At 70.8% G+C, this 20,602-nt stretch carries 18 protein-coding genes and 1 tRNA gene; 4 read left to right on the top strand and 15 right to left on the bottom strand.

The genetic code is table 11. The features are described 5' to 3' along the window. Positions 1 to 55: 55 nt before the first annotated feature. From R4Z63_RS11275 to R4Z63_RS11260, 4 genes are read right to left on the bottom strand one after another with little or no spacing between them, the layout of a single operon-like run. A complete protein-coding gene (locus R4Z63_RS11275) occupies positions 56 to 1,453 on the bottom strand; it encodes a GH1 family beta-glucosidase (RefSeq protein WP_384445971.1) in 1,398 nt (465 codons plus the stop codon). Beyond that, positions 1,450 to 2,274 carry a carbohydrate ABC transporter permease gene (locus tag R4Z63_RS11270; RefSeq protein ID WP_078556642.1) on the bottom strand — a complete coding sequence of 275 codons (825 nt, stop codon included), beginning with the start codon at positions 2,272 to 2,274 and terminating at the stop codon, positions 1,450 to 1,452. The genes R4Z63_RS11275 and R4Z63_RS11270 overlap by 4 nt, the downstream gene beginning before the upstream one ends. Beyond that, positions 2,271 to 3,266, bottom strand: a complete 996-nt coding sequence (locus tag R4Z63_RS11265; protein WP_384445970.1) for a carbohydrate ABC transporter permease — start codon at positions 3,264 to 3,266, stop codon at positions 2,271 to 2,273. The genes R4Z63_RS11270 and R4Z63_RS11265 overlap by 4 nt, the downstream gene beginning before the upstream one ends. A gap of 7 nt (positions 3,267 to 3,273) precedes the next feature. Further along, complete coding sequence (locus R4Z63_RS11260) at positions 3,274 to 4,623, bottom strand: ABC transporter substrate-binding protein (RefSeq protein ID WP_384445969.1); 1,350 nt, start codon at positions 4,621 to 4,623, stop codon at positions 3,274 to 3,276. A 104-nt stretch (positions 4,624 to 4,727) separates the two neighbouring features. Between R4Z63_RS11260 and R4Z63_RS11255 the strand changes: the two genes are divergently transcribed. After that, the gene (locus R4Z63_RS11255; RefSeq protein WP_037923482.1) at positions 4,728 to 5,771 is read left to right on the top strand and encodes a LacI family DNA-binding transcriptional regulator; all 1,044 of its coding nucleotides are present in this window, start codon (positions 4,728 to 4,730) and stop codon (positions 5,769 to 5,771) included. A gap of 92 nt (positions 5,772 to 5,863) precedes the next feature. Here R4Z63_RS11255 and R4Z63_RS11250 read toward each other — a convergent pair. From R4Z63_RS11250 to R4Z63_RS11235, 4 genes are all read right to left on the bottom strand, one after another. Then, positions 5,864 to 5,936, bottom strand: a tRNA-His gene (locus tag R4Z63_RS11250). A gap of 106 nt (positions 5,937 to 6,042) precedes the next feature. Continuing rightward, the gene (gene orn, locus R4Z63_RS11245; RefSeq protein ID WP_384445968.1) at positions 6,043 to 6,645 is read right to left on the bottom strand and encodes an oligoribonuclease; all 603 of its coding nucleotides are present in this window, start codon (positions 6,643 to 6,645) and stop codon (positions 6,043 to 6,045) included. 129 nt (positions 6,646 to 6,774) lie between these two features. Next, a complete protein-coding gene (locus tag R4Z63_RS11240; protein ID WP_037923488.1) occupies positions 6,775 to 7,947 on the bottom strand; it encodes a helix-turn-helix domain-containing protein in 1,173 nt (390 codons plus the stop codon). A 376-nt stretch (positions 7,948 to 8,323) separates the two neighbouring features. Continuing rightward, positions 8,324 to 8,749 carry a hypothetical protein gene (locus tag R4Z63_RS11235; RefSeq protein WP_384445967.1) on the bottom strand — a complete coding sequence of 142 codons (426 nt, stop codon included), beginning with the start codon at positions 8,747 to 8,749 and terminating at the stop codon, positions 8,324 to 8,326. 322 nt (positions 8,750 to 9,071) lie between these two features. On the opposite strand from R4Z63_RS11235, the gene R4Z63_RS11230 reads away from it, so the two are divergent. After that, on the top strand, positions 9,072 to 9,605 hold the full coding sequence (locus R4Z63_RS11230; RefSeq protein WP_037923491.1) for a universal stress protein: 534 nt from the start codon (positions 9,072 to 9,074) through the stop codon (positions 9,603 to 9,605). Positions 9,606 to 9,703: 98 nt separating this feature from the next. Next, on the top strand, positions 9,704 to 10,273 hold the full coding sequence (locus tag R4Z63_RS11225; protein ID WP_037923494.1) for an acetate uptake transporter: 570 nt from the start codon (positions 9,704 to 9,706) through the stop codon (positions 10,271 to 10,273). A gap of 128 nt (positions 10,274 to 10,401) precedes the next feature. On the opposite strand, the gene glmS is transcribed toward R4Z63_RS11225, so the two are convergent. The 3 genes from glmS to R4Z63_RS11210 form a co-directional block, all read right to left on the bottom strand. Then, positions 10,402 to 12,219, bottom strand: a complete 1,818-nt coding sequence (gene glmS, locus R4Z63_RS11220; RefSeq protein WP_037923497.1) for a glutamine--fructose-6-phosphate transaminase (isomerizing) — start codon at positions 12,217 to 12,219, stop codon at positions 10,402 to 10,404. 70 nt (positions 12,220 to 12,289) lie between these two features. Beyond that, positions 12,290 to 12,565, bottom strand: a complete 276-nt coding sequence (locus R4Z63_RS11215) for a hypothetical protein (RefSeq protein ID WP_384445966.1) — start codon at positions 12,563 to 12,565, stop codon at positions 12,290 to 12,292. Positions 12,566 to 12,662: 97 nt separating this feature from the next. After that, a complete protein-coding gene (locus R4Z63_RS11210) occupies positions 12,663 to 13,550 on the bottom strand; it encodes a DUF4429 domain-containing protein (RefSeq protein ID WP_037923501.1) in 888 nt (295 codons plus the stop codon). A 52-nt stretch (positions 13,551 to 13,602) separates the two neighbouring features. Between R4Z63_RS11210 and R4Z63_RS11205 the strand changes: the two genes are divergently transcribed. After that, entirely contained in the window at positions 13,603 to 15,183 is a 1,581-nt protein-coding gene (locus R4Z63_RS11205) for a beta-N-acetylhexosaminidase (protein ID WP_384445965.1), read from the top strand. A 135-nt stretch (positions 15,184 to 15,318) separates the two neighbouring features. On the opposite strand, the gene R4Z63_RS11200 is transcribed toward R4Z63_RS11205, so the two are convergent. Genes R4Z63_RS11200 through R4Z63_RS11185 form a run of 4 tightly spaced genes read right to left on the bottom strand, consistent with a single transcriptional unit; the run spans position 15,319 to position 20,456 of the window. Further along, positions 15,319 to 17,100 carry an IucA/IucC family protein gene (locus R4Z63_RS11200; RefSeq protein ID WP_384445964.1) on the bottom strand — a complete coding sequence of 594 codons (1,782 nt, stop codon included), beginning with the start codon at positions 17,098 to 17,100 and terminating at the stop codon, positions 15,319 to 15,321. After that, positions 17,097 to 17,684: a GNAT family N-acetyltransferase gene (locus R4Z63_RS11195; protein WP_384445963.1), complete on the bottom strand. Its 588-nt coding sequence runs from the start codon at positions 17,682 to 17,684 to the stop codon at positions 17,097 to 17,099. The genes R4Z63_RS11200 and R4Z63_RS11195 overlap by 4 nt, the downstream gene beginning before the upstream one ends. Beyond that, the gene (locus R4Z63_RS11190; protein ID WP_384445962.1) at positions 17,681 to 18,982 is read right to left on the bottom strand and encodes a lysine N(6)-hydroxylase/L-ornithine N(5)-oxygenase family protein; all 1,302 of its coding nucleotides are present in this window, start codon (positions 18,980 to 18,982) and stop codon (positions 17,681 to 17,683) included. Before R4Z63_RS11190 ends, R4Z63_RS11195 begins: the two co-directional genes overlap by 4 nt. Next, on the bottom strand, positions 18,966 to 20,456 hold the full coding sequence (locus R4Z63_RS11185) for a pyridoxal phosphate-dependent decarboxylase family protein (RefSeq protein ID WP_037923514.1): 1,491 nt from the start codon (positions 20,454 to 20,456) through the stop codon (positions 18,966 to 18,968). Before R4Z63_RS11185 ends, R4Z63_RS11190 begins: the two co-directional genes overlap by 17 nt. Positions 20,457 to 20,602 lie beyond the last annotated feature (146 nt).

Here is a 20,602-nt window from a genome sequence, read left to right as displayed (position 1 = left end):
CCACCGGGGGGTGCGTCCGGACCGGACACCCCCGGTGGGCCGTGGAACCCGCCGGCTACATGACCCCCTTGCGGGCCAGCCGGGCGTACCAGTGGGCGCTGGAGCGCGGTGTGCGGACCTGGGTGTCGTAGTCGACGTGCACGATGCCGAAGCGCTTGCTGTATCCGTAGGACCACTCGAAGTTGTCCAGCAGCGACCAGAGGAAGTAGCCCTCCACCGGGGCCCCGTCCGACAGCGCGCGGTGGACGGCGGCGAGGTGGGCCTCCAGGTAGGCGATGCGCTGCGGGTCGTCCAGGTCCGGGGCGTAGGCCGCACCGTTCTCCGTGACCATCAACGGCAGGCCGGGTGCCTCGCGGGTGAACCGCATCAGCAGGTCGTAGAGGCCGGTCGGGTCGATCGACCAGCCCATGTCGGTCTGGTCGCCCGGGGGCTGGTGGAAGGCCACCGCGTCCGCGCCGGGCCACGGGGAGTGGGACGCGGCGCCGTGGCCGTCGGCGCGCGGGCCGCCCCCGTCCGGGGCGGCGGACACCACCGCCGGCGTGTAGTAGTTCACGCCGAGGAAGTCCGGCGGTCGGTGGATCAGCGCCTCGTCGCCGGTGCGGACGAACGACCAGTCCGTCAGGGAGGCGGTGTCCGTGAGCAGGTCCTGGGGGTAGGCGCCGTGCAGCAGCGGCCCGGTGAAGATCCGGTTGGCCAGTGCGTCGATGCGGCGGGCGGCGTCCAGATCGGCCGCCGAGCCGGTCAGCGGCCTTACCGCGCTGGGGTTGAGGGCGATGCCGACCCGGGTCCGGCCCGGGAGGGCCGCCGCGGCCATGCCGTGGGCCAGGTTGAGGTGGTGGGCGGCGCGCAGCGAGTCGGCGGCGGAGGTGCGGCCGGGGGCGTGCACTCCGGAGGCGTAGCCGAGGAAGGCGCTGCACCAGGGCTCGTTGAGGGTGGTCCAGAGCTCCACGCGGTCGGCGAGCGCGTCGGAGACCTGCTCCGCGTACCGGGCGAAGGCGTAGGCCGTCTCGCGCTCGGGCCAGCCGCCGGCATCCTCCAGCTCCTGCGGGAGGTCCCAGTGGTAGAGGGTCACGCACGGCCGGATGCCGTGGGTGAGGAGCTCGTCGACGAGCCTGTCGTAGAAGCCGGTGCCGCCGGCCAGGACGCGCGGCCAGGACACCGAGAACCGGTAGGAGCCCAGGCCCAGTTCGGCCATGAGGGCGACGTCCTCGCGCCACAGCCGGTGGTGGTCGACCGCGACGTCGCCGGTGTGGCCGCCGTACACCTTGCCCGGAGTGCGGCAGAAGGTGTCCCAGATGGAGGGCCCGCGCAGTGCGGCCGCGCCCTCGATCTGGAAGGCGGCCGTGGCCGTGCCCCACAAGAACCCGTCGGGGAAGCGGAGCTGCTCCCCGCCCGGATCCGTTGCGTTCGACGTGCGGTCCGTGCGGTCCGTGTGCGCCGGGGTGTCAGTCATCCCTTTACCGCTCCCTGCATGATGCCGCCGACGATCTGGCGGCCGAAGACGAGGAACACCACAAGCAGCGGGAGCGTGCCGAGCAGCGCACCCGCCATGATCACGGACTGATCGGGGATGTATCCCCGGCCGAGTCCGGTCAGGGCCACCTGTACCGTCGGGCTGCCGTTCTGGGTCAGTGCGACGATGGGCCAGAAGAAGTCGTTCCAGGCCATGACGAAGGTCAGCATCCCCAGCACCGCCATGGCCGGGCGGGCCGCGGGGAAGACCACGTGCCACACGACCCGGAGGGAACTGGCACCGTCCGTGCGGGCCGCTTCCACCAGCTCCGTCGGCAGCGCGTGCACCAGGTACTGGCGCATGAAGAACACGCCGAAGGCGCACACCAGGGAGGGCAGGACCACCGCCTGGAGCCGGTCGGTCCACGACAGCTTCGCGATCAGCATGTACAGCGGCACCACGCTCAGCTGCGGCGGGACCAGCATCGTCCCCACCACCAGCGCCATCAGCATCCGGCGTCCGCGGAAGTGCAGCTTGGCGAAGGCGAAGCCCGCCAGGGTGGAGAAGAGGACCGTCCCGATGGTGACGGTGCCCGCCACGATGACCGTGTTCAGCAGGGCGGTGCCCATGTTCGCGTCGGTCCAGGCGATCTGCAGGTTGCGTCCCAGGTTTCCGCCGAACCAGAACGGCGGCGGGGTCTGGGCCAGACGCGTGTTGGTGCGGGAGGCCGCGATCGCCGTCCACACCAGGGGGAAGAGTGAACCGGCGGTGAAGAGGCCGAGCACCCCGTAGGTGAGCCGGCCCGCGCGCAGTGATCTCATCGCGCGTCCCCCCGTCCGCGCAGCAGCCGCGCCGCCCCGGCGATCAGCAGCAGGAGCAGGAACATCGCCCAGGCGATCGCCGAGGCCCGCCCCAGGTGCAGGTTCACCCAGCCCTGCTCGTACAGGTACAGACCGAGCGTCTGGAACTGGTGGTCCGAGCCGCCCGTCGCGCCCGCGCCGCCGTTGAACAGCAGCGGCTCGCCGAACAGCTGGGTCGCCCCGATCGTCGACACCACACCGGTGAACAGGATCGTCGGCCGCAGCGAGGGCACCGTGACGTGCAGGAACTGCTGCCAGCGCGAGGCCCCGTCCAGCGCGGCCGACTCGTACAGCTCGCCCGGCACCGCCTGCATGGCCGCCAGGTAGATCAGCGCGTTGTAGCCGGTCCACCGCCAGATCACGATGGTGGAGACCGCCAACTGCGAGGCGAAGGTGCCGTTCTGCCAGTCCACCGGGCCGACGCCGGCCGCCGAGAGCGCCCAGTTGATCATCCCGTAGTCCCGGCCGAAGAGCAGGACGAAGACGAGCGTGGCCGCCGCCACCGAGGTGGCGTACGGGGTGAGCACGGCGACCCGGAAGAAGGCGGAGCCGCGCAGCCGGTAGTTGAGCAGATGGGCCACGCCCAGCGCGATCGCCAGCTGCGGGACCGTGGAGAGCAGCCCGATGGTGACCGTGTTGCGCAGCGCGTTCCAGAAGAACTCGTCGTCCCACAACCGGGTGAAGTTGCGCAGGCCTACCCACGTCATGCTGTCAGGGTCGGTCAGCTCCACCTGGTGCAGTGCCGCCCAGCCCGTGTAGAGCAGCGGGAACAGCCCGAAGGCGGCGAAGAACAGGAAGAAGGGCGCCACGAAGGCGTACGGGCTCCAGCGCAGGTCCCAGCGGTAGCGGCGCGAGCGCCACACCTGGCCCGGCCTGCCCCGGCCGCCCCCGTCTGCCGCCGCCCGCTCCGGGGCGGCGGCAGACGGGGACAGGACAGCCGTCTCGTCCGTCACCGGCGCCTCACTGGTCCAGGGCGTTGTCGATGGCCTTCACCGCGGCCTCCCAGCCCTCCTGCGCGCTGCGGCCCTTCTGGTCGACCTGGAGCATTCCGATGTCGGCCAGGTTCTGCGCGATGACCAGGTCCTTGGGGCCCACCACCGTCACCGGCACGCCCTGCGCCGCCTTCGAGAAGATCTCACCGATCGGCGCACCGCCGAAGTACTCGTGCCTCGCCCCCGATACCGCCGGCAGCGTGTAGGCGGCGCTCGCGCTCGGGAAGCTGCCCCGCTTCTCGAAGAGCTTCGCCTGCTGTTCCGGCGCCGTCAGCCAGGCCGCCAGCTTGGCCGCCTCCTCGGCGTGCTTGCCGGCCTTCGGGACCACCAGGAAGGAACCGCCCCAGTTGCTGGGCTTCGGCGCCTGCGCCACGTCCCACTTGTCCTTGCCCGACGGGCCCGCCTTGTCCTGGATGTAGCCGAGCATCCACGCCGGGCAGGAGACCGTCGCGAAGGCTCCGTTGGCGAAGCCCTGGTCCCAGCCCGGGGTGAACTGCTGCAGCTTGGCGCTGAGGCCCTCGGTGGCGAAGGACGCCGCCAGGTCGAAGGCTCCGCGGACCGCCGGGTTGGTCTTGTAGACGACCTTGCCCTGGGCGTCGTAGAACCGCTCGGCGCTGCTGCCCGTCACCGCGGCCATGACCCCCGATGCCGAGTCCACGAAGGCCTTGCCGTCGCCCGCCTTCGCCTTGTACGCCTTGCCCGCCTCCAGGTACTTGCCCCAGTCGCCCGCCCACAGCGCGCCGACCGCCTCCCGGTCCGAGGGCAGCCCGGCCGCCTCGAAGAGGTCCTTGCGGTAGCAGATCCCCTGCGGCCCGATGTCGGTGCCGAGACCGACCGTGGCCCCGCCCTTGGCGGCGGGCGCCGTGCCCTGGGCCCACTTCCACGGCAGGTACGCGGCCTTGTCCACACCGGGCACCTTGCCCAGGTCCACCAGTTTGTCGGCCTGGGTGGCGGTGATCTCGGCGATGTTGTTGACCTCGACCGCCTGGATGTCGGCGAGGCCGCTGCCGGTGCCCAGGTGCGTCAGCAGTTGGGGGTAGTAGTTCTCGTTGCGCTCGATGGAGGTCTGCTCGATGCGGACGCCCGGGTTCTGTGCCATGTACGCGTCGTAGAGCCCGGCCTCCTGGAGACCGAAGGCCCCGAAGACTCCCACGGTCAGGGTGGTCCGGCCGGTGCCGCCGGCCGACGGACCCGCCTTCGGGTCCGTCTCGGGATCCTGCGCGCACCCCGCGAGCAGCAGCGCGGCGGCGCCCATCGAGGCGACCGCCGTGACGAGGGTTCTTCGGGCTCGTGCTCGGGACGGGGACTGGGCTCGCATGGTTCCTCCCTGAAGGGTGGGCGACAACGTGGGGGTGTCGTGTGACACAGTGTGGGAGCGCTCCCACAGTAGTCAAGGGGTAGATTCACGACCGGGAGGAAGCCATGAACGGGAACGGGCGCAGCGGGGGACGGCCGACCCTGGAAGAGGTCGCGGTGCGCGCCGGAGTCGGGCGCGGCACCGTGTCCCGGGTGATCAACGGGTCCTCCAGGGTCAGCGAGCAGACCAGGGCCGCCGTCGAGGCGGCCGTGACCGAGCTGGGGTACGTGCCGAACCGCGCGGCCCGCGCCCTCGCGGCCAACCGCAACGACGCGATCGCCCTCGTCATCCCCGAGCCCGAGGCCCGGTTCTTCGCCGAGCCGTACTTCTCCGAAGTGGTCCGCGGGGTCGGGGCGGCCCTCGCGGAGACCGACATCCAGCTCGTCCTCACCCTGGCCGGCAGCGACCGCGAGCGCCGCCGCCTCGCGCAGTACCTCTCCGGACACCGGGTCGACGGCGTGCTGCTGGTCTCCGTCCACGCCGGGGACCCGCTCCCGGAGCTGCTGGTGGAGCTGGGCATCCCGACGGTGATCAGCGGCCGGCGTTCCGCGGCGGAGACGCTGCCCTGTGTGGACTCCGACAACCTGGCGGGAGCCGCCGAGGCCGTGCGCCACCTGCTCGACCGGGGCCGCCGTACGATCGCCACGATCACCGGCCCGCTGGACGTGTACGGAGCCCGCTGCCGGCTCGACGGCTACCGCCAGGCCCTGGCCGCCGCCGGCCGCCCCGTGGACGAGCGGTTGGTGGCGGTCGCCGACTTCACCGAGGAGGGCGGCCGCCGGGCCATGCGCGAGTTGTTGGAGCGCAGCCCCTCGCTCGACGCGGTCTTCGCCTCCTCGGACGTCATGGCGGCGGGCGCCCGGCGGGAACTGCGTGCGGCCGGGCGCCGGATCCCGCACGACGTGGCCCTGGTCGGCTTCGACGACTCGGTGGTGGCCCGGCACATGGATCCGCCGCTGACCAGCGTCCGGCAGCCCATCGAGGAGATGGGCCGGACCATGGCGAGCATGCTGCTGGACCGCGTCTCGGGACGAGGGGGGAGTGCCGTGGCCGCGGGCGGGCCGGCGGTCGTCCTGCCGAACAGGCTGGTGGTGCGGGAGTCGTCCTGACCCTCACCGGGGCGCCTTGGCCCCGGAGTCCCGGAGCCCCGGGACATGCAGAAGGCCCCGGTCCGCTTCCGCGTACCGGGGCCTTCCCGCAGGGTGAGTGACGGGACTTGAACCCGCGGCCACCTGGACCACAACCAGGTGCTCTACCAGCTGAGCTACACCCACCATGTCCGGTCGGAAAACCGACCGGCCGAAGAAAAGGGTACAGGGTCCGGGAGGGTGCTCGCTCCACCCTTGTGCGCCCCCTCTCCGGAAGGGGCCCGGCAGGAACCTATGCGCCCGGCGCCGTGTGCTTGGCGGCGATGCTGCGGGCGGTGTCGGAGTCGGGCCCGGGCTGTGGCACGAAGACCGCCTCGCGGTAGTAGCGCAGCTCGGTGATGGAGTCCCTGATGTCCGCCAGCGCCCGGTGGTTGCCGTTCTTCGGGGGGCTGTTGAAGTACGCCCGCGGGTACCAGCGGCGCGCCAGCTCCTTGACCGAGGACACGTCCACGATCCGGTAGTGCAGGTAGCCCTCCAGCGCGGCCATGTCGCGCAGCAGGAAGCCGCGGTCGGTGCCGACCGAGTTCCCGCAGAGCGGTGCCTTGCGCGGCTCCTTCACGTGCTCCCGCACGTACGCCAGGACCTGCGCCTCGGCGTCCGCGAGGGTGGTGCCACCGGCCAGCTCGTCGAGCAGGCCGGAGGCGGTGTGCATCTCGCGGACCACGTCGGGCATGGTCTCCAGGGCGCGGTCCGGCGGGCGGATCACGATGTCCACGCCCTCGCCGAGCACGTTGAGCTCCGAGTCGGTGACCAGCGCGGCCACCTCGATAAGTGCGTCGTCCGTCAACGAGAGCCCGGTCATCTCGCAGTCGATCCACACCATGCGATCGTTCATGTGTCCCACCTTATGCGGTCCCCCGCGGAGCGGACCGCATATCGCGGAGCGGAGCGGACCGCACATGCGGAAGGTCCCCCATCGGCGGTGACCGATGGGGGACCTTCGCCGTCGTACCCGTCGTGGGGGTTACGCGTGTTCCCGCAGGACCCGGTTCGGGGCGTACAGCTCCGTCACCGTGGAACCCGTCGCGGCCAGGGCAGCCGCCGCCCGGTGGGGCTGCGGGGTGCGCTGGTGCGGCACCGGTCCCGTGGAGATCTCCGCCACCTGCGCGACGTCGGCCTGCGGCCGGCGTGCCCGGTAGGCGGAGCGGTACGCAGCCGGGGAGGACCCCAGCTGCCGCCGGAAGTGCCCGCGCAGGGCGACCGGCGAGCGGAACCCGCAGCGTCCGGCGACCTCGTCGACCGAGTAGTCGGAGGTCTCCAGCAGCCGCTGGGCCTGGAGCACCCGCTGGGTGATCAACCACTGGAGCGGCGCGCTGCCGGTGAGCGAGCGGAACCGCCGGTCGAAGGTGCGCCTGCTCATGTAGGCGCGGGCGGCGAGGGTCTCCACGTCGAACTGCTCGTGGAGGTGTTCCAGTGCCCAGGCGACGACCTCGGCCAGCGGGTCGGCGCCGATCTCCTCCGGAAGCGACCGGTCGAGGTAGCGCTCCTGCCCGCCGGTGCGACGCGGCGGCACGACGAGCCTGCGGGCCAGGGCCCCGGCCGCCTCGCTGCCGTGGTCGGTGCGCACGATGTGCAGGCAGAGGTCGATTCCGGCCGCCGTGCCCGCGGACGTGAGCACGTCGCCGTCGTCGACGAAGAGTTCGCGCGGATCGACGTGCACGGACGGGTAGCGCTTGGCCAGCGTCGGCGCGTACATCCAGTGCGTCGTCGCGGGCCGGCCGTCCAGCAGACCGGCGGCCGCGAGCACGAAGGCCCCGGTGCACAGTCCGACGATCCGGGCCCCTTCCTCGTGCGCCAGACGCAGGGCGTCGAGCGCCTCCGGAGGCGGCGGTGAAGTGATGGAGCGCCAGGCGGGAACGACGACGGTGCCTGCCCGGGCGATCGCCTCCAACCCGTACGGCGCGGTCAGTTCGAGTCCGCCGGTGGTCCTGAGCGGACCGTCCTCACCGGCGCACACGAGCAGTCGGTAGCGTGGAACTCCCGCGTCCTGCCGGTCAATGCCGAACACGGATAGTGGAATGGAACTCTCGAAGATCGGTCCGCCGCTGAAGAGCAGCACCGCGACGATCTCCCTGCGGCGACGCCCCGCGAGCTTCCTGCCGGCGTCCGCGACGACGGCGGTGGAATCCTGGCTCATGGCGCTAAGCCCCCCTTGGGTGTCGCGACTCCTTGGTCTGGTCGCACCTGCACGTTTCCCCTCGGCCTTGCACGTGGATCCCCCGCCGTAAATACATGATCGAATCTACTGCGTCCCGTGGTGTCGGCGTGACAAGTTCAGCACGCAGCGCTATGTCGACTTCTCAACTTGGCGAAAAGCATTCGATCAGGAAGGGTTCCACTCCGCTACCCGGGTGGGAAGCGCACATCAGGGCTGTGGCCAGTACCAGTAGGGCCAAATCGTCCCCTGAGGAATGTCGTCGCTGGTGGTAAGCGCGTCGACGGGACATTCCGGCAAGGAGGGCACCCTGCCGGGAAGTTGGCTGAAAACGTGCGGGTGTGGGTGTGCGAATGAGTCAGTCATGCGGGGACGGCGAGTCGCAGGCCCAGCAGCCCCGGCGGCCCGCGGGCCCGCCGCGCGAGTGCCGTCGGCGGTGCGCCGACGGAGGGTGCTCCTCCGCCCGGACGCGGGCCGCGGTCCGCTCCGAGTGTCGCAGCAGGACCAGGCAGGCGGCCGTGACGACGAGCAGGCCGAGGGTGGCGACCGCCGCCCCGCCGAAGGAGGTTCCGTAGACGACGAGGACCACCGGGACGAGCAGGCAGCTGAAGACCGCCCAGCGCACCACGTCACCCGCGGGGTCGTCATGGGGATGCCCGGAGGACCGCACGGACGGGTGAAGCGGCCGCCGGGGAGGGCCGGCGAGGTGCGGGCCCGGGTCGGGGAAGCGGGCGGACTGGGTCGGCTGAGCTGGCTGGTCGGGGTGAACCGGATGGCCGGACACGGCGTACTCCCTGCGGGCTCTTCCTGGACGGTCGGACGCATGTCCAACGTCGCCCGGAGGGGCTCGGTCACTGCGCGCACGGGTGGCAACGCGCCGTCTCGTCACTGGCTGTAGGGGACAGCGGACATTGCCAAGGCGCGCTCGCTCCGGCATGCTCCCTGGGACGCTCTCCAAGTGCGGCAAGCCCTGGGCAGGACAGGAGTGTCGCCGTACCCTGGTGGGTATGGGCTTGGGAAGATGCTTCCCGGACAGAGCTCCGTCACACTGCGTCGCCGATTTCGCCCCTGTTGCTTCCTCCAAGGACCTCTTCGCCGAGACACCCATGGCCGGTCACGAACTCCCCGAACCCGCGGACCGCAAGCGCAAACGGCTCGCCGACCCCGCGTCGGCCGCCGAGCTGCGTGCGGTGGAACAGACACGCTCCCCCTGCGACCCGGCCTTCCGGCACGGTGTCGTTGTGGGATTCGACGGATCGACGTCGAGCGAGCGTGCGCTCGCCTACGCGATCGGTATGGCCCGCCGCTCCGGATCGGGTCTGATCATCGTCCACGTGGCCAACCGACTGCCCACCACCGTGTGGGCGGGCTGTGAGCCCCCCGTCTTCGTGGACGTGCCGGACCACCGCACCGAGGTGTTGGGGCTGGAGCTGGCCTGCGCCGACTATCTGGCCGAAGTGCCATGGATTCTGGTCGAGCGCGGCGGTGACATCTGCCATGAGCTGGAGGAGGTGGGCCGGGAGTATTCGGCCGACGCCATCGTGGTCGGCTCCACGCACGGGATCGTGGGCCGGATCTTCGGCTCGGTGGCCGGGCGACTCGCCAAGCGCGCACAGCGACCGGTCGTTGTCATTCCGTGACCGCTTGTTAAGTCGATTGTGCGGTTGTGCCCTCGTGTAAAGGGTAGATAAATGCTGCTGGGACGCAGCACACAACTGCAGATCGAAGGGAGCCCGCCGTGGACAATGGTGTCTCTGCGGGAAGCACGGCCTCGACTTCGACCCTGGGGAACATCGCCCTGGGTCTCACCCTTCTCGCATTCGGTATCGGCCACACCGGCGTCATCGACGGCGTGTCCGCTGCCAGCTCCTTGCCGCTCGCGATGTACGTCGGCGGCGCCGCCCTCTTCCTCCTGGGCCTCCTGGAGTACCGCGGTGGCAACGGATTCAACGGCACCGCGTTCGCGGGCCTCGGCGTCTTCTGGTTCACCTGGGCCAAGGCGGCGGGCGGATCCGCCTCCGACGAGGCCGCCGGAACGTTTCTCGTCCTCTTCGCGATGCTCGCGCTGACCCTCACGGTGGCCGCCGCGAGCGGAGTGTTCAGCCAGGGCGTCCACGCCCTCCTGACCCTCTCCCTGGTCCTGCTCGCCGTGGCCTCGTTCATGGACAGCGGCGCTCTGGCCAAGGCGGGCGGCTGGGTCGCCGCCGTCTCCGGGCTGCTGGCCTGGTACGGGGCCACCGCAGCCCTGGCGCACTGGCCGATGGCCTTCGGCAGGGCCGGGCGCAGCGGCGCGGTCGCGGCGGGCTGAGCACGGCGCGCAGGAACGCGCGGGAACGCAGAGGAACGCGCGGGAATCGCAGGGACACACGGGAGCCTCCGTGCGCACAGCGCACGGAGGCTCCCGCATGGATGGTGTCCGGTGGTGGCCCGGGGCCGCTACTCGACGGTGACCGACTTCGCCAGGTTGCGCGGCTTGTCGATGTCCCGGCCCATGGCCAGGGCCGTGTGGTACGCCAGCAGCTGGAGCGGGATGCCCATGAGGATCGGGTCCAGCTCGTCCTCGTTCTTCGGGACCACGATGGTGTGGTCCGCCTTCTCCTGCTCGCGGTGGGCGACTGCGAGGATTCGACCGCTGCGGGCCTTGATCTCCTCCAGCGCCGCGCGGTTCTTCTCCAGCAGGTCGTCGTCCGGGACGATCGCGACCGTCGGCAGCGAGGGCTCGATCAGGGCCAGCGGGCCGTGCTTGAGCTCGGAGGCGGGGTAGGCCTCGGCGTGGATGTAGGAGATCTCCTTCAGCTTGAGGGAGGCCTCCAGGGCCACGGGGTAGCCGCGGACCCGGCCGATGAACATCATCGACTTGGCCTCGGCGAACTCGGCCGCGAGCTTCTTGATGTCCTCTTCGCCGTCGAGGATCTCCTGGATCTGCGCCGGCAGCCTGCGCAGGCCCTCGATGATCCGCTTGCCGTCGGTGACCGAGAGGTCCCGGATGCGGCCGAGGTGCACGGCGAGCAGCGCGAAGGCCACGACCGTGTTGGTGAAGCACTTGGTGGAGACGACGCACACCTCGGGGCCGGCGTGCACGTAGACGCCGCCGTCGGCCTCGCGGGCGATCGCGGAGCCGACCACGTTGACGACGCCCAGGACGCGGGCGCCCTTGCGCTTGAGCTCCTGCACGGCCGCGAGCACGTCGTAGGTCTCACCCGACTGCGAGACCGCGATGTAGAGGGTGTCGGGGTCCACGACCGGGTTGCGGTAGCGGAACTCCGACGCCGGCTCGGCGTCCGCGGGGATGCGGGCCATGCCCTCGATGAGGCCGGCGCCGATCAGGCCCGCGTGGTACGAGGTGCCGCAGCCCAGGATCTTGACCCGGCGGATGCCGCGCGCCTCGCGCGGATCCAGGTTCAGCCCGCCCAGGTGGACTGTGCTGAAGCGGTCGTCGATCCGGCCGCGCAGCACGCGGTCGACCGCGTCGGGCTGCTCGGAGATCTCCTTGTGCATGTAGGTGTCGTGACCGCCCATGTCGTAGGAGGCGGCCTCCCACTCCACGGTCTCCGGGGTGGCGTTCGTCGTCGTTCCGCCCGTGGTGTAGGTGCGGAAGTCGTCGGCCTTGAGGGTGGCCATCTCGCCGTCGTTCAGGGTGACGACCTGGCGGGTGTGGGCGATCAGCGCGGCGACGTCGGAGGCGACGAGCATCTCCTTCTCGCCGATGCCGAGGATGACCGGCGAGCCGTTGCGGGCCACCACGATGCGGTCGGTGAAGTCGGCGTGCATCACGGCGATGCCGTACGTGCCCTCGATCACCTTCAGGGCCTCGCGGACCTTCTCCTCCAGGCTGTCGGCCTGGGAGCGGGCGATCAGGTGGGTGATGACCTCGGTGTCGGTCTCGGAGGCGAAGACGACGCCGTCGGCCTCCAGCTTGGCCCGGAGCTCGGCGGCGTTGTCGACGATGCCGTTGTGGACGACGGCGACCTTGTTCTCCGGGTCGAGGTGCGGGTGGGAGTTGACGTCGCTCGGGGCGCCGTGCGTGGCCCAGCGGGTGTGGGCGATGCCCGTGGTGCCGGCGAAGCGCTTGGGGACCCGGGCCTCCAGATCGCGGACGCGGCCCTTGGCCTTGACCATCTTGAGCGCGCCGGCCTTCGGGCTGTTCACGACGATGCCCGCGGAGTCGTAGCCGCGGTACTCCAGCCGTGCCAGGCCCTCCAGCAGCAGCGGTGCCACGTCACGCTTTCCGATGTAACCGACGATTCCGCACATACGGTCCTGCCCCTCCTGAAGTTCGGTTCCTTGCCCGTCGTCCGCCCGCGGCCGCTCCGGCGGCGGCCGGTCAGCCGTAGACCATGCGGCGCAGCTGCCGGAGCGAGAGCTCCGGGGGCGCCACGGCGCGGTGCGGCAGCTCGGCCGCGATCCGCTCGAAGATCTCCGCGTTCACGGCTCCGCCGGCCTGTAGTTCGCGGTGGCGGCGGCGGACGAAGTCCTCCGTCGTCTCGTCGAAGTAGGCGAGCACGTCGAGGATCACCCGGGCCGCTTCGCCCCGCTGTAGCGAGGTGCTGCGCACCAGGTGTTCGACGAGATCGTCATAGGACGGGCGGCGGTCGAGCACCCGTAGATATTGACGCTTCCGGCCGCCCAACGCAAAGATCCTGCCCGATTCCGGGCAGGATCTCTCTGGTCTGGACCAGTGGAATGGATGCATCCGGTCAGAATCTACGCAAAACCGCCTGCTTCGCTGCGGCGAACTCGTCGGCCGTGAGGACTCCCGTCTGGTGCAGCTCCCCCAGCTCCCGCAGCCGCCGCAGCAGGGCGTCGTGGTCCTCCGCGACGCCGCCGGCCGGCGCGGCGAGCTCCTTCGGCGGGGCGTCCTCGACGGCCCGGTCCTGGACCGGCGCGGCCGGGTGCGGCAGCCGCAGTGCCACCGCCGCGGCGACCAGCGCCATCAGCGGGTCCTTCTTGAAACCGAACAGCTCGACCGTGTACGGGTCGTACTTGGGCGCGGCCGACTGCGCCGCGCCGGCCAGGACGAAGCGGAGCCAGCCGTTCTCCAGTCCCTTCGCCGGAGCCCACTCCACCGTCCGCAGATCCGTGACCCGGAACTCCCGCGGCCCGCCGGAGCGCTTGGCCTCCTCGGTCGTCCAGTTCCACTCCAGCGCGACCCGGTCACCGTCGAAGGTGACGGTCCCGTCACCCGCGCCCACCGCTATCGGCACGGTGGGACCGGGCAGCAGATAGCTCTCCGAGGGGCCCGGATCCACCTGCTCCAGCAGCAGGGCGTTGCGCACCGCGTCCACGAAGTACTCCGCGACCCCCGTCCGCTCCGGCTCCACGCTCAGCCGGAACGGGTCGGAGGACTCCGGCAGGCGCCCGCCCGTCACCTGGGTCAGCGGGTCGGCCCCCTCGCGCAGCCGCAGCCGGATCCGCCCCGCCTTGCGGCCCGGCTCGTAACTGATCCCCGCGAGTGCGCGCAACGGCACCACCACTTCGCCCAGGGTCTGCCGCAGCAACCCCACCCCCTTGTCGCGGCCGGGCACGATGCGCACCGCGTCGCCGTCGAACGTCCAGGTTCCGTCCTTCTGGATGATTTCCGCCATTCGGCGATTCTCCCACCGTGCGCGGCAGGCCAGTTGGCCTATACCTGGGCACATGAGAGTCCTGCGACGCGCGCTCGGCACCCTCCTCGTCCTCGGTGCCGTCTCCTGCACCGCCGCCCACGGCGACGACGCGAACGCCGGTGACGACCCGCCCGCGGCCCCCGCCCCCTTCGAACGGCTCCTGCCGGCACCGGTCTCCGCGCGCGCCGGGGGCCCCGGCTACCCCTTCGGGCCGGGCACGGTCGTGCGTACGGGGCCGGGCGCGGACGAGGAGGTCCGCCGGGTGGGCCGGCTCCTCGCGGAGCAGCTGCGCGGGCCGAGCGGGCTGCCGCTGCCGGTGATCGACGGGGTGCGCGGGAACGGCATCCGGCTCAGGATCGACGCGGAGGCCGAGGGGGTCGGCCGGGAGGGGTACCGGCTGACGTCCGGGCCGACCGGGGTCGACCTCGTGGCGCGGACCCCGGCCGGACTCTTCCGGGCGGGCCAGACCCTGCGCCAGCTGGTGCCGGTGGCCGGGCCCGGGACGGTACCGGGCGGCACCGTCACCGACCGGCCGCGCTTCGCCTACCGGGGGGCCATGGTCGACATCGCACGTCACTTCTTCACCGTGGAACAGGTGAAGCGGTACGTGGACCAGCTCGCCCAGTACAAGATCAATGCACTCCACGTGCACCTCACCGACGACCAGGGGTGGCGCCTGGCGATCGACTCCTGGCCCCGGCTGGCGCAGTACGGGGGCGCCGGCGAGGTCGGCGGCGGGCCCGGCGGCCACTGGACGAAGGCCGAGTACCGCGAGCTGGTGGCGTACGCGGGCGAGCGGTACGTGGACGTGGTCCCCGAGATCGACATGCCCGGGCACACCAACGCGGCGCTGGCCTCCTACGCCGAGCTGAACTGCGACGGGAAGGCACCGCCCCGGTACACCGGGACCAAGGTCGGCTTCAGCTCGCTGTGCGTGGCGCAGGAGCGGACGTACACCTTCGTCGACGAGGTGCTCGGCGAACTGGCGGAGCTCACTCCGGGCCGCTACCTGCACATCGGCGGCGATGAGGCGCACGCCACGCCGGCGGCGGACTACGCGGCCTTCATGGACCGGGCGCAGGAGGTGGTGGGCCGCCACGGCAAGACGGTGGTGGCCTGGCACCAACTGGCCTCGGCACGCCCGGCGGCGGGCGCGGTCCTGCAGTACTGGGGCCACGACAGGACCCCGGCGGCGGACCGGTCGGCGGTGGCGGCGGCCGCGAGGGCCGGGCACCCGCTGATCCTGTCACCGGCCGACCGGGTGTACCTGGACATGAAGTACGGGGCGCAAACGGGGCCGGGGCTGGCCTGGGCGGGCCACGTCCCGGTGGCGCGGTCGTACTCCTGGGACCCGGGGGCCTATCTGGCCGGGGTGCCGGAGTCGGCGGTGCTCGGGGTGGAGGCCCCGCTGTGGACGGAGAACGTCGCGACGCGGGCCGAGTGGGAGCTGATGGCGTTCCCGCGGGTGCTGGGCCTGGCGGAGCTGGGCTGGTCCCCGGCGGCCGCCCTGGACTGGACGGCGTACAGCCGCCGCCTCGCCGCCCAGGCCCCCCGCCTGGACGCCCAGGACATCGGGTACTTCCGGGCCCCGGACGTGCCCTGGACACGGTGACGGGCGGGGCCTCCGCCCGGACGCGGCGAGGACGTGACGGCGAAGAGGGCCGACCGGCCACGCGATTGCGCCGCTACGCCGCCGGCGCGGGGGAGGTGTCGAGGGACCGTATCGGCACCTCCCCCGCCCCGTGTGTCACCGCCGGGCGAAGGCCGCGACGGGGTTCTTGAGGTTGCCGACCAGCTGGAGCGCGGCGGACGGGTCGGAGAGGTCGACCATCTGCGCGTTGTTGCGCAGCTGGAGGCGGTTGAGGCAGGACAGCTGGAACTCCTCCGCGAAGAAGTCGTAGCGCCGGAACTTCTCCGCCAGACCCGGCATGGAGTCCTGGTAGTCGTGGGCGCAGTCGGCAACGGCCTTCCAGAACGTGTCCTCGGTGCAGATGCCCTCCGTGACGAGGATCGAGGACAGGAAGCGGAAGAAGCAGTCGAAGACGTCCGTGAAGATCGACAGCAGCTTCATGTCCTCCGGGACGTCCGCCCGGATCCGCTCGACGGCGGGCGGCAGCACCGCGTCCGCGTCCATGATGACGATCTCCTCGGCGATGTCCTTGAAGATCGCACGCTGCACGACGCCGTCCTTGATGACCAGGATGGTGTTCTCGCCGTGCGGCATGTACGCGAGGTCGTACCGGTAGAAGCAGTGCACCAGCGGCAGCAGGTAGGCGCGCAGGTAGGGCTTCAGCCACTCGGCCGGGGTGAGGCCGGACTCCTCGATCAGGGCGCCGACGAACGAGGCGCCCTCGGCGTCCACGTGGAGGAGCGAGGCCATGGTGGCCAGCCGCTCGCCGTCCCCGAGGGAGTTCACCGGGGACTCGCGCCACAGGGCCGCCAGCATCTTGCGGTACGGCGAGTAGCGGTCGGTGGCGCGCTCGTACTGCAGGTGCCGGTAGCCGATGGCCGCCCGCTCACGGATGATCGAGAAGCCGACGGAGCGCAGGACCTCGTCGGACTCGATCAGCTGGTGCAGCCAGTCGTTGATGGCGGGGGTGGCCTCCATGTAGGCGGCCGACAGGCCCCGCATGAAGCCCATGTTCAGGACGGAGATGGCCGTCTTGACGTAGTGCTTGGTCGGGGTGGTGGTGTTGAAGAAGGTGCGGATCGACTGCTGCGGGAGGTAGGCGTCCTCGCCCTCGCCCAGCAGCACCAGCCGCCTGCTGGCGATCTCCGCGGCGAAGGTGACCGTGGTCTTGTTCCACCACTGCCAGGGGTGGACCGGGAAGAGCAGGTAGTGCGCCGGGTCCAGGTCCAGGGAGCGCAGTTTCGCGGCGAACAGCTCGACCGCCGCGTCGCCCAGCTCGGCGCGCAGGAAGCTGTCGTGCTCCAGGCCGGCGCCCGCGGTGAAGGTGGCGACGTCCTTGTGCGCGGCCGCCCAGATCAGGTGGACGGGGCTCGCGGCCTCCGGGGCGTACGCGTGGTACTCGTGCACGCCGAAGCCGAGCCGGCCGTTGTTGGCGACGAAGCAGGGGTGGCCCTCGGTCATGCCGGTCTCGATGTCCTGGAAGGAGGACTTGGCCAGCACGGCCGCGGCGATCTGCGGCTTCGTGTATTTGAACGCCGCGCCCGCCAGGGTTGAGGAGATCTCCTCCAAGTAGACCGGTAGGACGTCCGCGCTCAACCCCAGGGTCTGCCGGAACTCGATGTGGAAGTCGAGGGCGTCCAGCGGCTGCGGCAGCCCGTCCCGCAGCCGGGTGATGGTGGCCTCGTCGACGGCCCAGTGGTCCAGGACCTGCCGGGCGGCGTCGAAGCGGTACTCCACGGCGCCGTCGTCGGAGACGACCGCGTAGCGGTCGCCGCCGAGGGACACCGGGGTCAGCAGGCGCTCGTGCGCGAACTCGGCGAGGGCCTTGCGGACCAGGGCGCGGTTGGCGCGGTCCCACAGCTCGGGGGAGAGGTGGGAGACGGCGTCGGAGAGGCTCATGCGGACACCTCCCGGGTGATGCCGGTGGCGGCCTCGAACTGCTCGCGGGTGCAGAAGCTCAGCAGCGCCTCCTTCTCCGGCTTGGTGACCCGGCGCTCCGGCACGAAGCCGACGGCCTCGTTCAGGGCGTGCACGGCGGTGTTGGCGACGTCCGGCTCGACGACGACGCGGCGGGTGGCCGGGTCGGCGAAGAGCGCGGCCATGACGGTGGTGATCACCGCGCGGGTGAACCCGTGCAGCGGCCGGTCCGCGGGTGCGACCAGGAAGTGCATGCCGACGTCGCCGGGCCGTGCCTCGTACAGGCCGACCAGCTCCAACCGGCTCGGGTCGTAGGTCTCCATCAGGAAGGCCGGGCGGCCCTCGTGCAGGCCTATGAAGGCCTGGTGGTGCTCGTGCGCAGTGATGCGCACGTACTCGCGCTCCACGTCCGGCAGCGAGGCGTCCTGCATCATCCAGAACGAGGCCTTGGGGTGGGTGACCCAGCCGTGCAGCAGCTCCGCGTCGGCGAAGGGGTCCAGCGGGCGGATCGCGAAGTCCCCGAGGACCGGGTCGGTCCGGGAGTAGAGAGTGTCGGTGGTGCTCATGCGTGGGTGCCTTCCGGGGCGGCGAACTGCTGGAACGCGATGGACTTCTCGACCTTGTAGTACGCGCGGCCGAGCAGCTCACCGACGATGTACGCGTTGCGGTACGCGGCCATGCCCAGGTCGGGGGAGGTCAAGGAGTGGTTGTGGGTGGTGCCGTTCTGGAGGTACACCTCGTGGCCGGTGGTGTCGACGCTGTAGTTGCGGGCGGCGTCGAGGCGGCCGCGGCCGTCGAAGTTGAGGCGGCCTCGAACCGGGTTCAGGAAGTCGGGGGTGCGGTAGGTGTAGCCGGTGGCCAGGACCAGGCCCTCGGTGGCGAGGGAGAAGTCCCGCTCCTGCTCCTCCTGGCGCAGCCCCAGCGTGTAGGCGCCCGTGGTGGTGTCGTACGCGGTGCTGTTCAGCGAGGTGTTCGTCAGCAGGGTCGTCGGCACCGCCCCCGGCATGGTGACCTTCTTCTGGTAGAGCAGGTCGAAGATGGCGTTGACCAGGTCGCCGTCGATGCCCTTGAAGAGGTTCTTCTGCTGGGTCTCCAGCCGGTAGCGGGTGTCCTCCGGGAGGGCGTGGAAATAGTCCACGTACTCGGGGGAGGTCATCTCCAGGGTCAGTTTGGTGTACTCCAGCGGGAAGAAGCGCGGTGATCGCGTGACCCAGTTCAGCTGGTAGCCGTACACGTCGATCTCGGTGAGGAGGTCGTAGTAGATCTCCGCGGCGCTCTGGCCGGAGCCGATCAGGGTGATGGACTTCTTCTTCTGCAGCTCCGCCTTGTTCGGCATGTAGGCGGCGTTGTGCAGGAAGTCGCCGCCGAGGCCGGCGCAGGCCTGCGGGACGTGCGGCGAGGTGCCGGTGCCGAGGACCAGGCGGCGGGCGCGGTGGGTCTCGCCCCGGTCGGTGTGGACCTCGTAGAGGCCGGTGCGCTCGTCGTGGGTGACCTCGGTGACGGAGGTCGAGTACCGGACGTTGTCGAGGCGGTCGGCGGCCCAGCGGCAGTAGTCGTTGTACTCGGTGCGCAGCGGGTAGAAGTTCTCCCGGATGTAGAAGGAGTACAGCCGGTCCTGGTCCTTGAGGTAGTTCAGGAAGGAGAACGGCGACGTCGGGTCGGCGAGGGTGACCAGGTCCGACATGAAGGGCGTCTGCAGGTGCGCGCCGTCCAGGAACATCCCCGCATGCCACTCGAAGTGCGGCTTCGACTCGATGAACAGGCCGCTCAGCTCGTCGATCGGCGCGGTCAGGCAGGCCAGTCCCAGGTTGAAGGGACCGAGGCCGATGCCGATGAAGTCGTACGGCTCAGTGGTGGACGGCAAGGGATTCTCCCAGGAACTGCTCGGCGTGTGCGGCGAGGAGGTCGAGAACGGCTGCGATGTCGGCCGTCGTGGTCTGCGGGTTGAGGAGGGTGAACTTCAGGTACTGCCTCCCGTCCACCTTGGTGCCGGCGACGACGGCCTCGCCGGAGGCGAAGAGCGCCTTGCGGGCGTGGAGCTGGGCCTCGTCGAGGAGTTCCGCGGGAACGCCGTCGCCGGGCAGGAAGCGGAAGACGAGGGTGGAGATCTGCGGCTCGACGACGACCTCGAAGCGCGGGTCGGCCGCGATGACGTCGTAGCCGGCGGCGGCGAGGTCGATGACTTCGTCGAAGAGCGAGCCGACGCCGTCGGCGCCCATGATGCGCAGCGTCATCCAGAGCTTGAGGGCGTCGAACCGGCGCGTGGTCTGGATGGACTTGTCGACCTGGTTCGGGATCCGCTCCTCGGCCATGCGCCGCGGGTTGAGGTAGTCGGCGTGGTACGTGGCGTGCTTGAGGGTGTCGCGGTCGCGGACCAGCATCGCGCTGGAGCTGACGGGCTGGAAGAACGACTTGTGGTAGTCGACCGTGACCGAGTCGGCGTGCTCGATGCCGTCGAGGAGGTGCCGGCGGGTGGGCGAGACCAGCAGTCCGCAGCCGTAGGCGGCGTCCACGTGCATCCACGCGGAGTGCTCGGCGGTCAGGCGGGCGATCTCGGGGAGCGGGTCGATGGACCCGAAGTCGGTGGTGCCGGCGGTGGCGACGACGGCCATGGGGAAGAGGCCTTCGGCGGCACACTCCTCCAGCTCCAGCGCGAGGACGGAGGTGTCCATGCGACGGTTGCGGTCGACGGGCACGGAGATGACGGCCTCGTAGCCCAGGCCGAGCATGGCGGCCGACTTCTGCACGCTGAAGTGGCTGGCTTCGGAGGTGAAGATGCGAAGCTTCGGGAGCAGTTCGGCCTTGGTCAGGCCGATACCGGCTTCCTTGGCGCGCTTCATGACGGTGCGGCAGGCCTCATCGCGGGCCAGCAGCAGGGCGTGGAAGTTGGACTGGCTGCCGCCGGAGGTGAAGATGCCGTCCGCCTTCTCCCCGAGGCCGATGCGGCCGGTGGTCCAGTCGATGAGGCGGCGCTCGATGAGCGTGCCGCCGATGGACTGGTCCCAGGTGTCGAGGGAGGAGTTGACGGCGGCCATCACGGCCTCCGCGACCACCGCGGGGATGACGACCGGGCAGTTGAGGTGTCCCAGGTAGCGCGGGTGGTGGAAGTAGACGGCGTCGCGCAGGTAGACGTCCTCCAGCTCGGCGAGCGCGGCGGAGGAGTCCCCGAGCGGGGTGTCGAGGTCGATCCCGTCGATGACCGGGGCGAGCTCGTCGACGGATATACCGGTGTGCGGCCGTTCGGTGGTGGCGAGTTTGGCGGCGACACGGTCGACGCCCTCGGTGACGGAACGGCGGTAGATGTCCGCGGTCGTCTCGTTCAGCAGATGCCGGCGCATCAACTTTCCTCCGGACAGGGGGGAGAGGGGGAGGGTGGGGCGGGTAATGTTTAGGTTAGCCTAACCTAAGTAGAATGACCAAATGAGGATGGGCCCCGGCCGAAGCCGGAGCCCATCGCGAACTGCCGTGAAAATCCCGGGAGCTG

The sequence above is a fragment of the Streptomyces sp. PL-29 genome (genome assembly GCF_058344425.1).
The sequence above is the reverse complement of the archived record's forward strand: the minus strand, read 5'-3'. Positions and strand labels throughout refer to the sequence as shown.

Bases quoted from the DNA above. Each gene is read 5' to 3' on its own strand.
- R4Z63_RS11200 (WP_384445964.1), bottom strand. From the start codon at position 17,100: ATGAGCCTCTCCGACGCCGTCTCCCACCTCTCCCCCGAGCTGTGGGAC.
- orn (WP_384445968.1), bottom strand. From the start codon at position 6,645: ATGAACGATCGCATGGTGTGGATCGACTGCGAGATGACCGGGCTCTCG.
- R4Z63_RS11240 (WP_037923488.1), bottom strand. From the start codon at position 7,947: ATGAGCCAGGATTCCACCGCCGTCGTCGCGGACGCCGGCAGGAAGCTC.
- R4Z63_RS11255 (WP_037923482.1), top strand. From the start codon at position 4,728: ATGAACGGGAACGGGCGCAGCGGGGGACGGCCGACCCTGGAAGAGGTC.
- R4Z63_RS11205 (WP_384445965.1), top strand. From the start codon at position 13,603: ATGAGAGTCCTGCGACGCGCGCTCGGCACCCTCCTCGTCCTCGGTGCC.
- R4Z63_RS11275 (WP_384445971.1), bottom strand. From the start codon at position 1,453: ATGACTGACACCCCGGCGCACACGGACCGCACGGACCGCACGTCGAAC.
- R4Z63_RS11195 (WP_384445963.1), bottom strand. From the start codon at position 17,684: ATGAGCACCACCGACACTCTCTACTCCCGGACCGACCCGGTCCTCGGG.
- R4Z63_RS11260 (WP_384445969.1), bottom strand. From the start codon at position 4,623: ATGCGAGCCCAGTCCCCGTCCCGAGCACGAGCCCGAAGAACCCTCGTC.
- R4Z63_RS11185 (WP_037923514.1), bottom strand. From the start codon at position 20,456: ATGCGCCGGCATCTGCTGAACGAGACGACCGCGGACATCTACCGCCGT.
- R4Z63_RS11270 (WP_078556642.1), bottom strand. From the start codon at position 2,274: ATGAGATCACTGCGCGCGGGCCGGCTCACCTACGGGGTGCTCGGCCTC.
- glmS (WP_037923497.1), bottom strand. From the start codon at position 12,219: ATGTGCGGAATCGTCGGTTACATCGGAAAGCGTGACGTGGCACCGCTG.
- R4Z63_RS11210 (WP_037923501.1), bottom strand. From the start codon at position 13,550: ATGGCGGAAATCATCCAGAAGGACGGAACCTGGACGTTCGACGGCGAC.
- R4Z63_RS11230 (WP_037923491.1), top strand. From the start codon at position 9,072: ATGGCCGGTCACGAACTCCCCGAACCCGCGGACCGCAAGCGCAAACGG.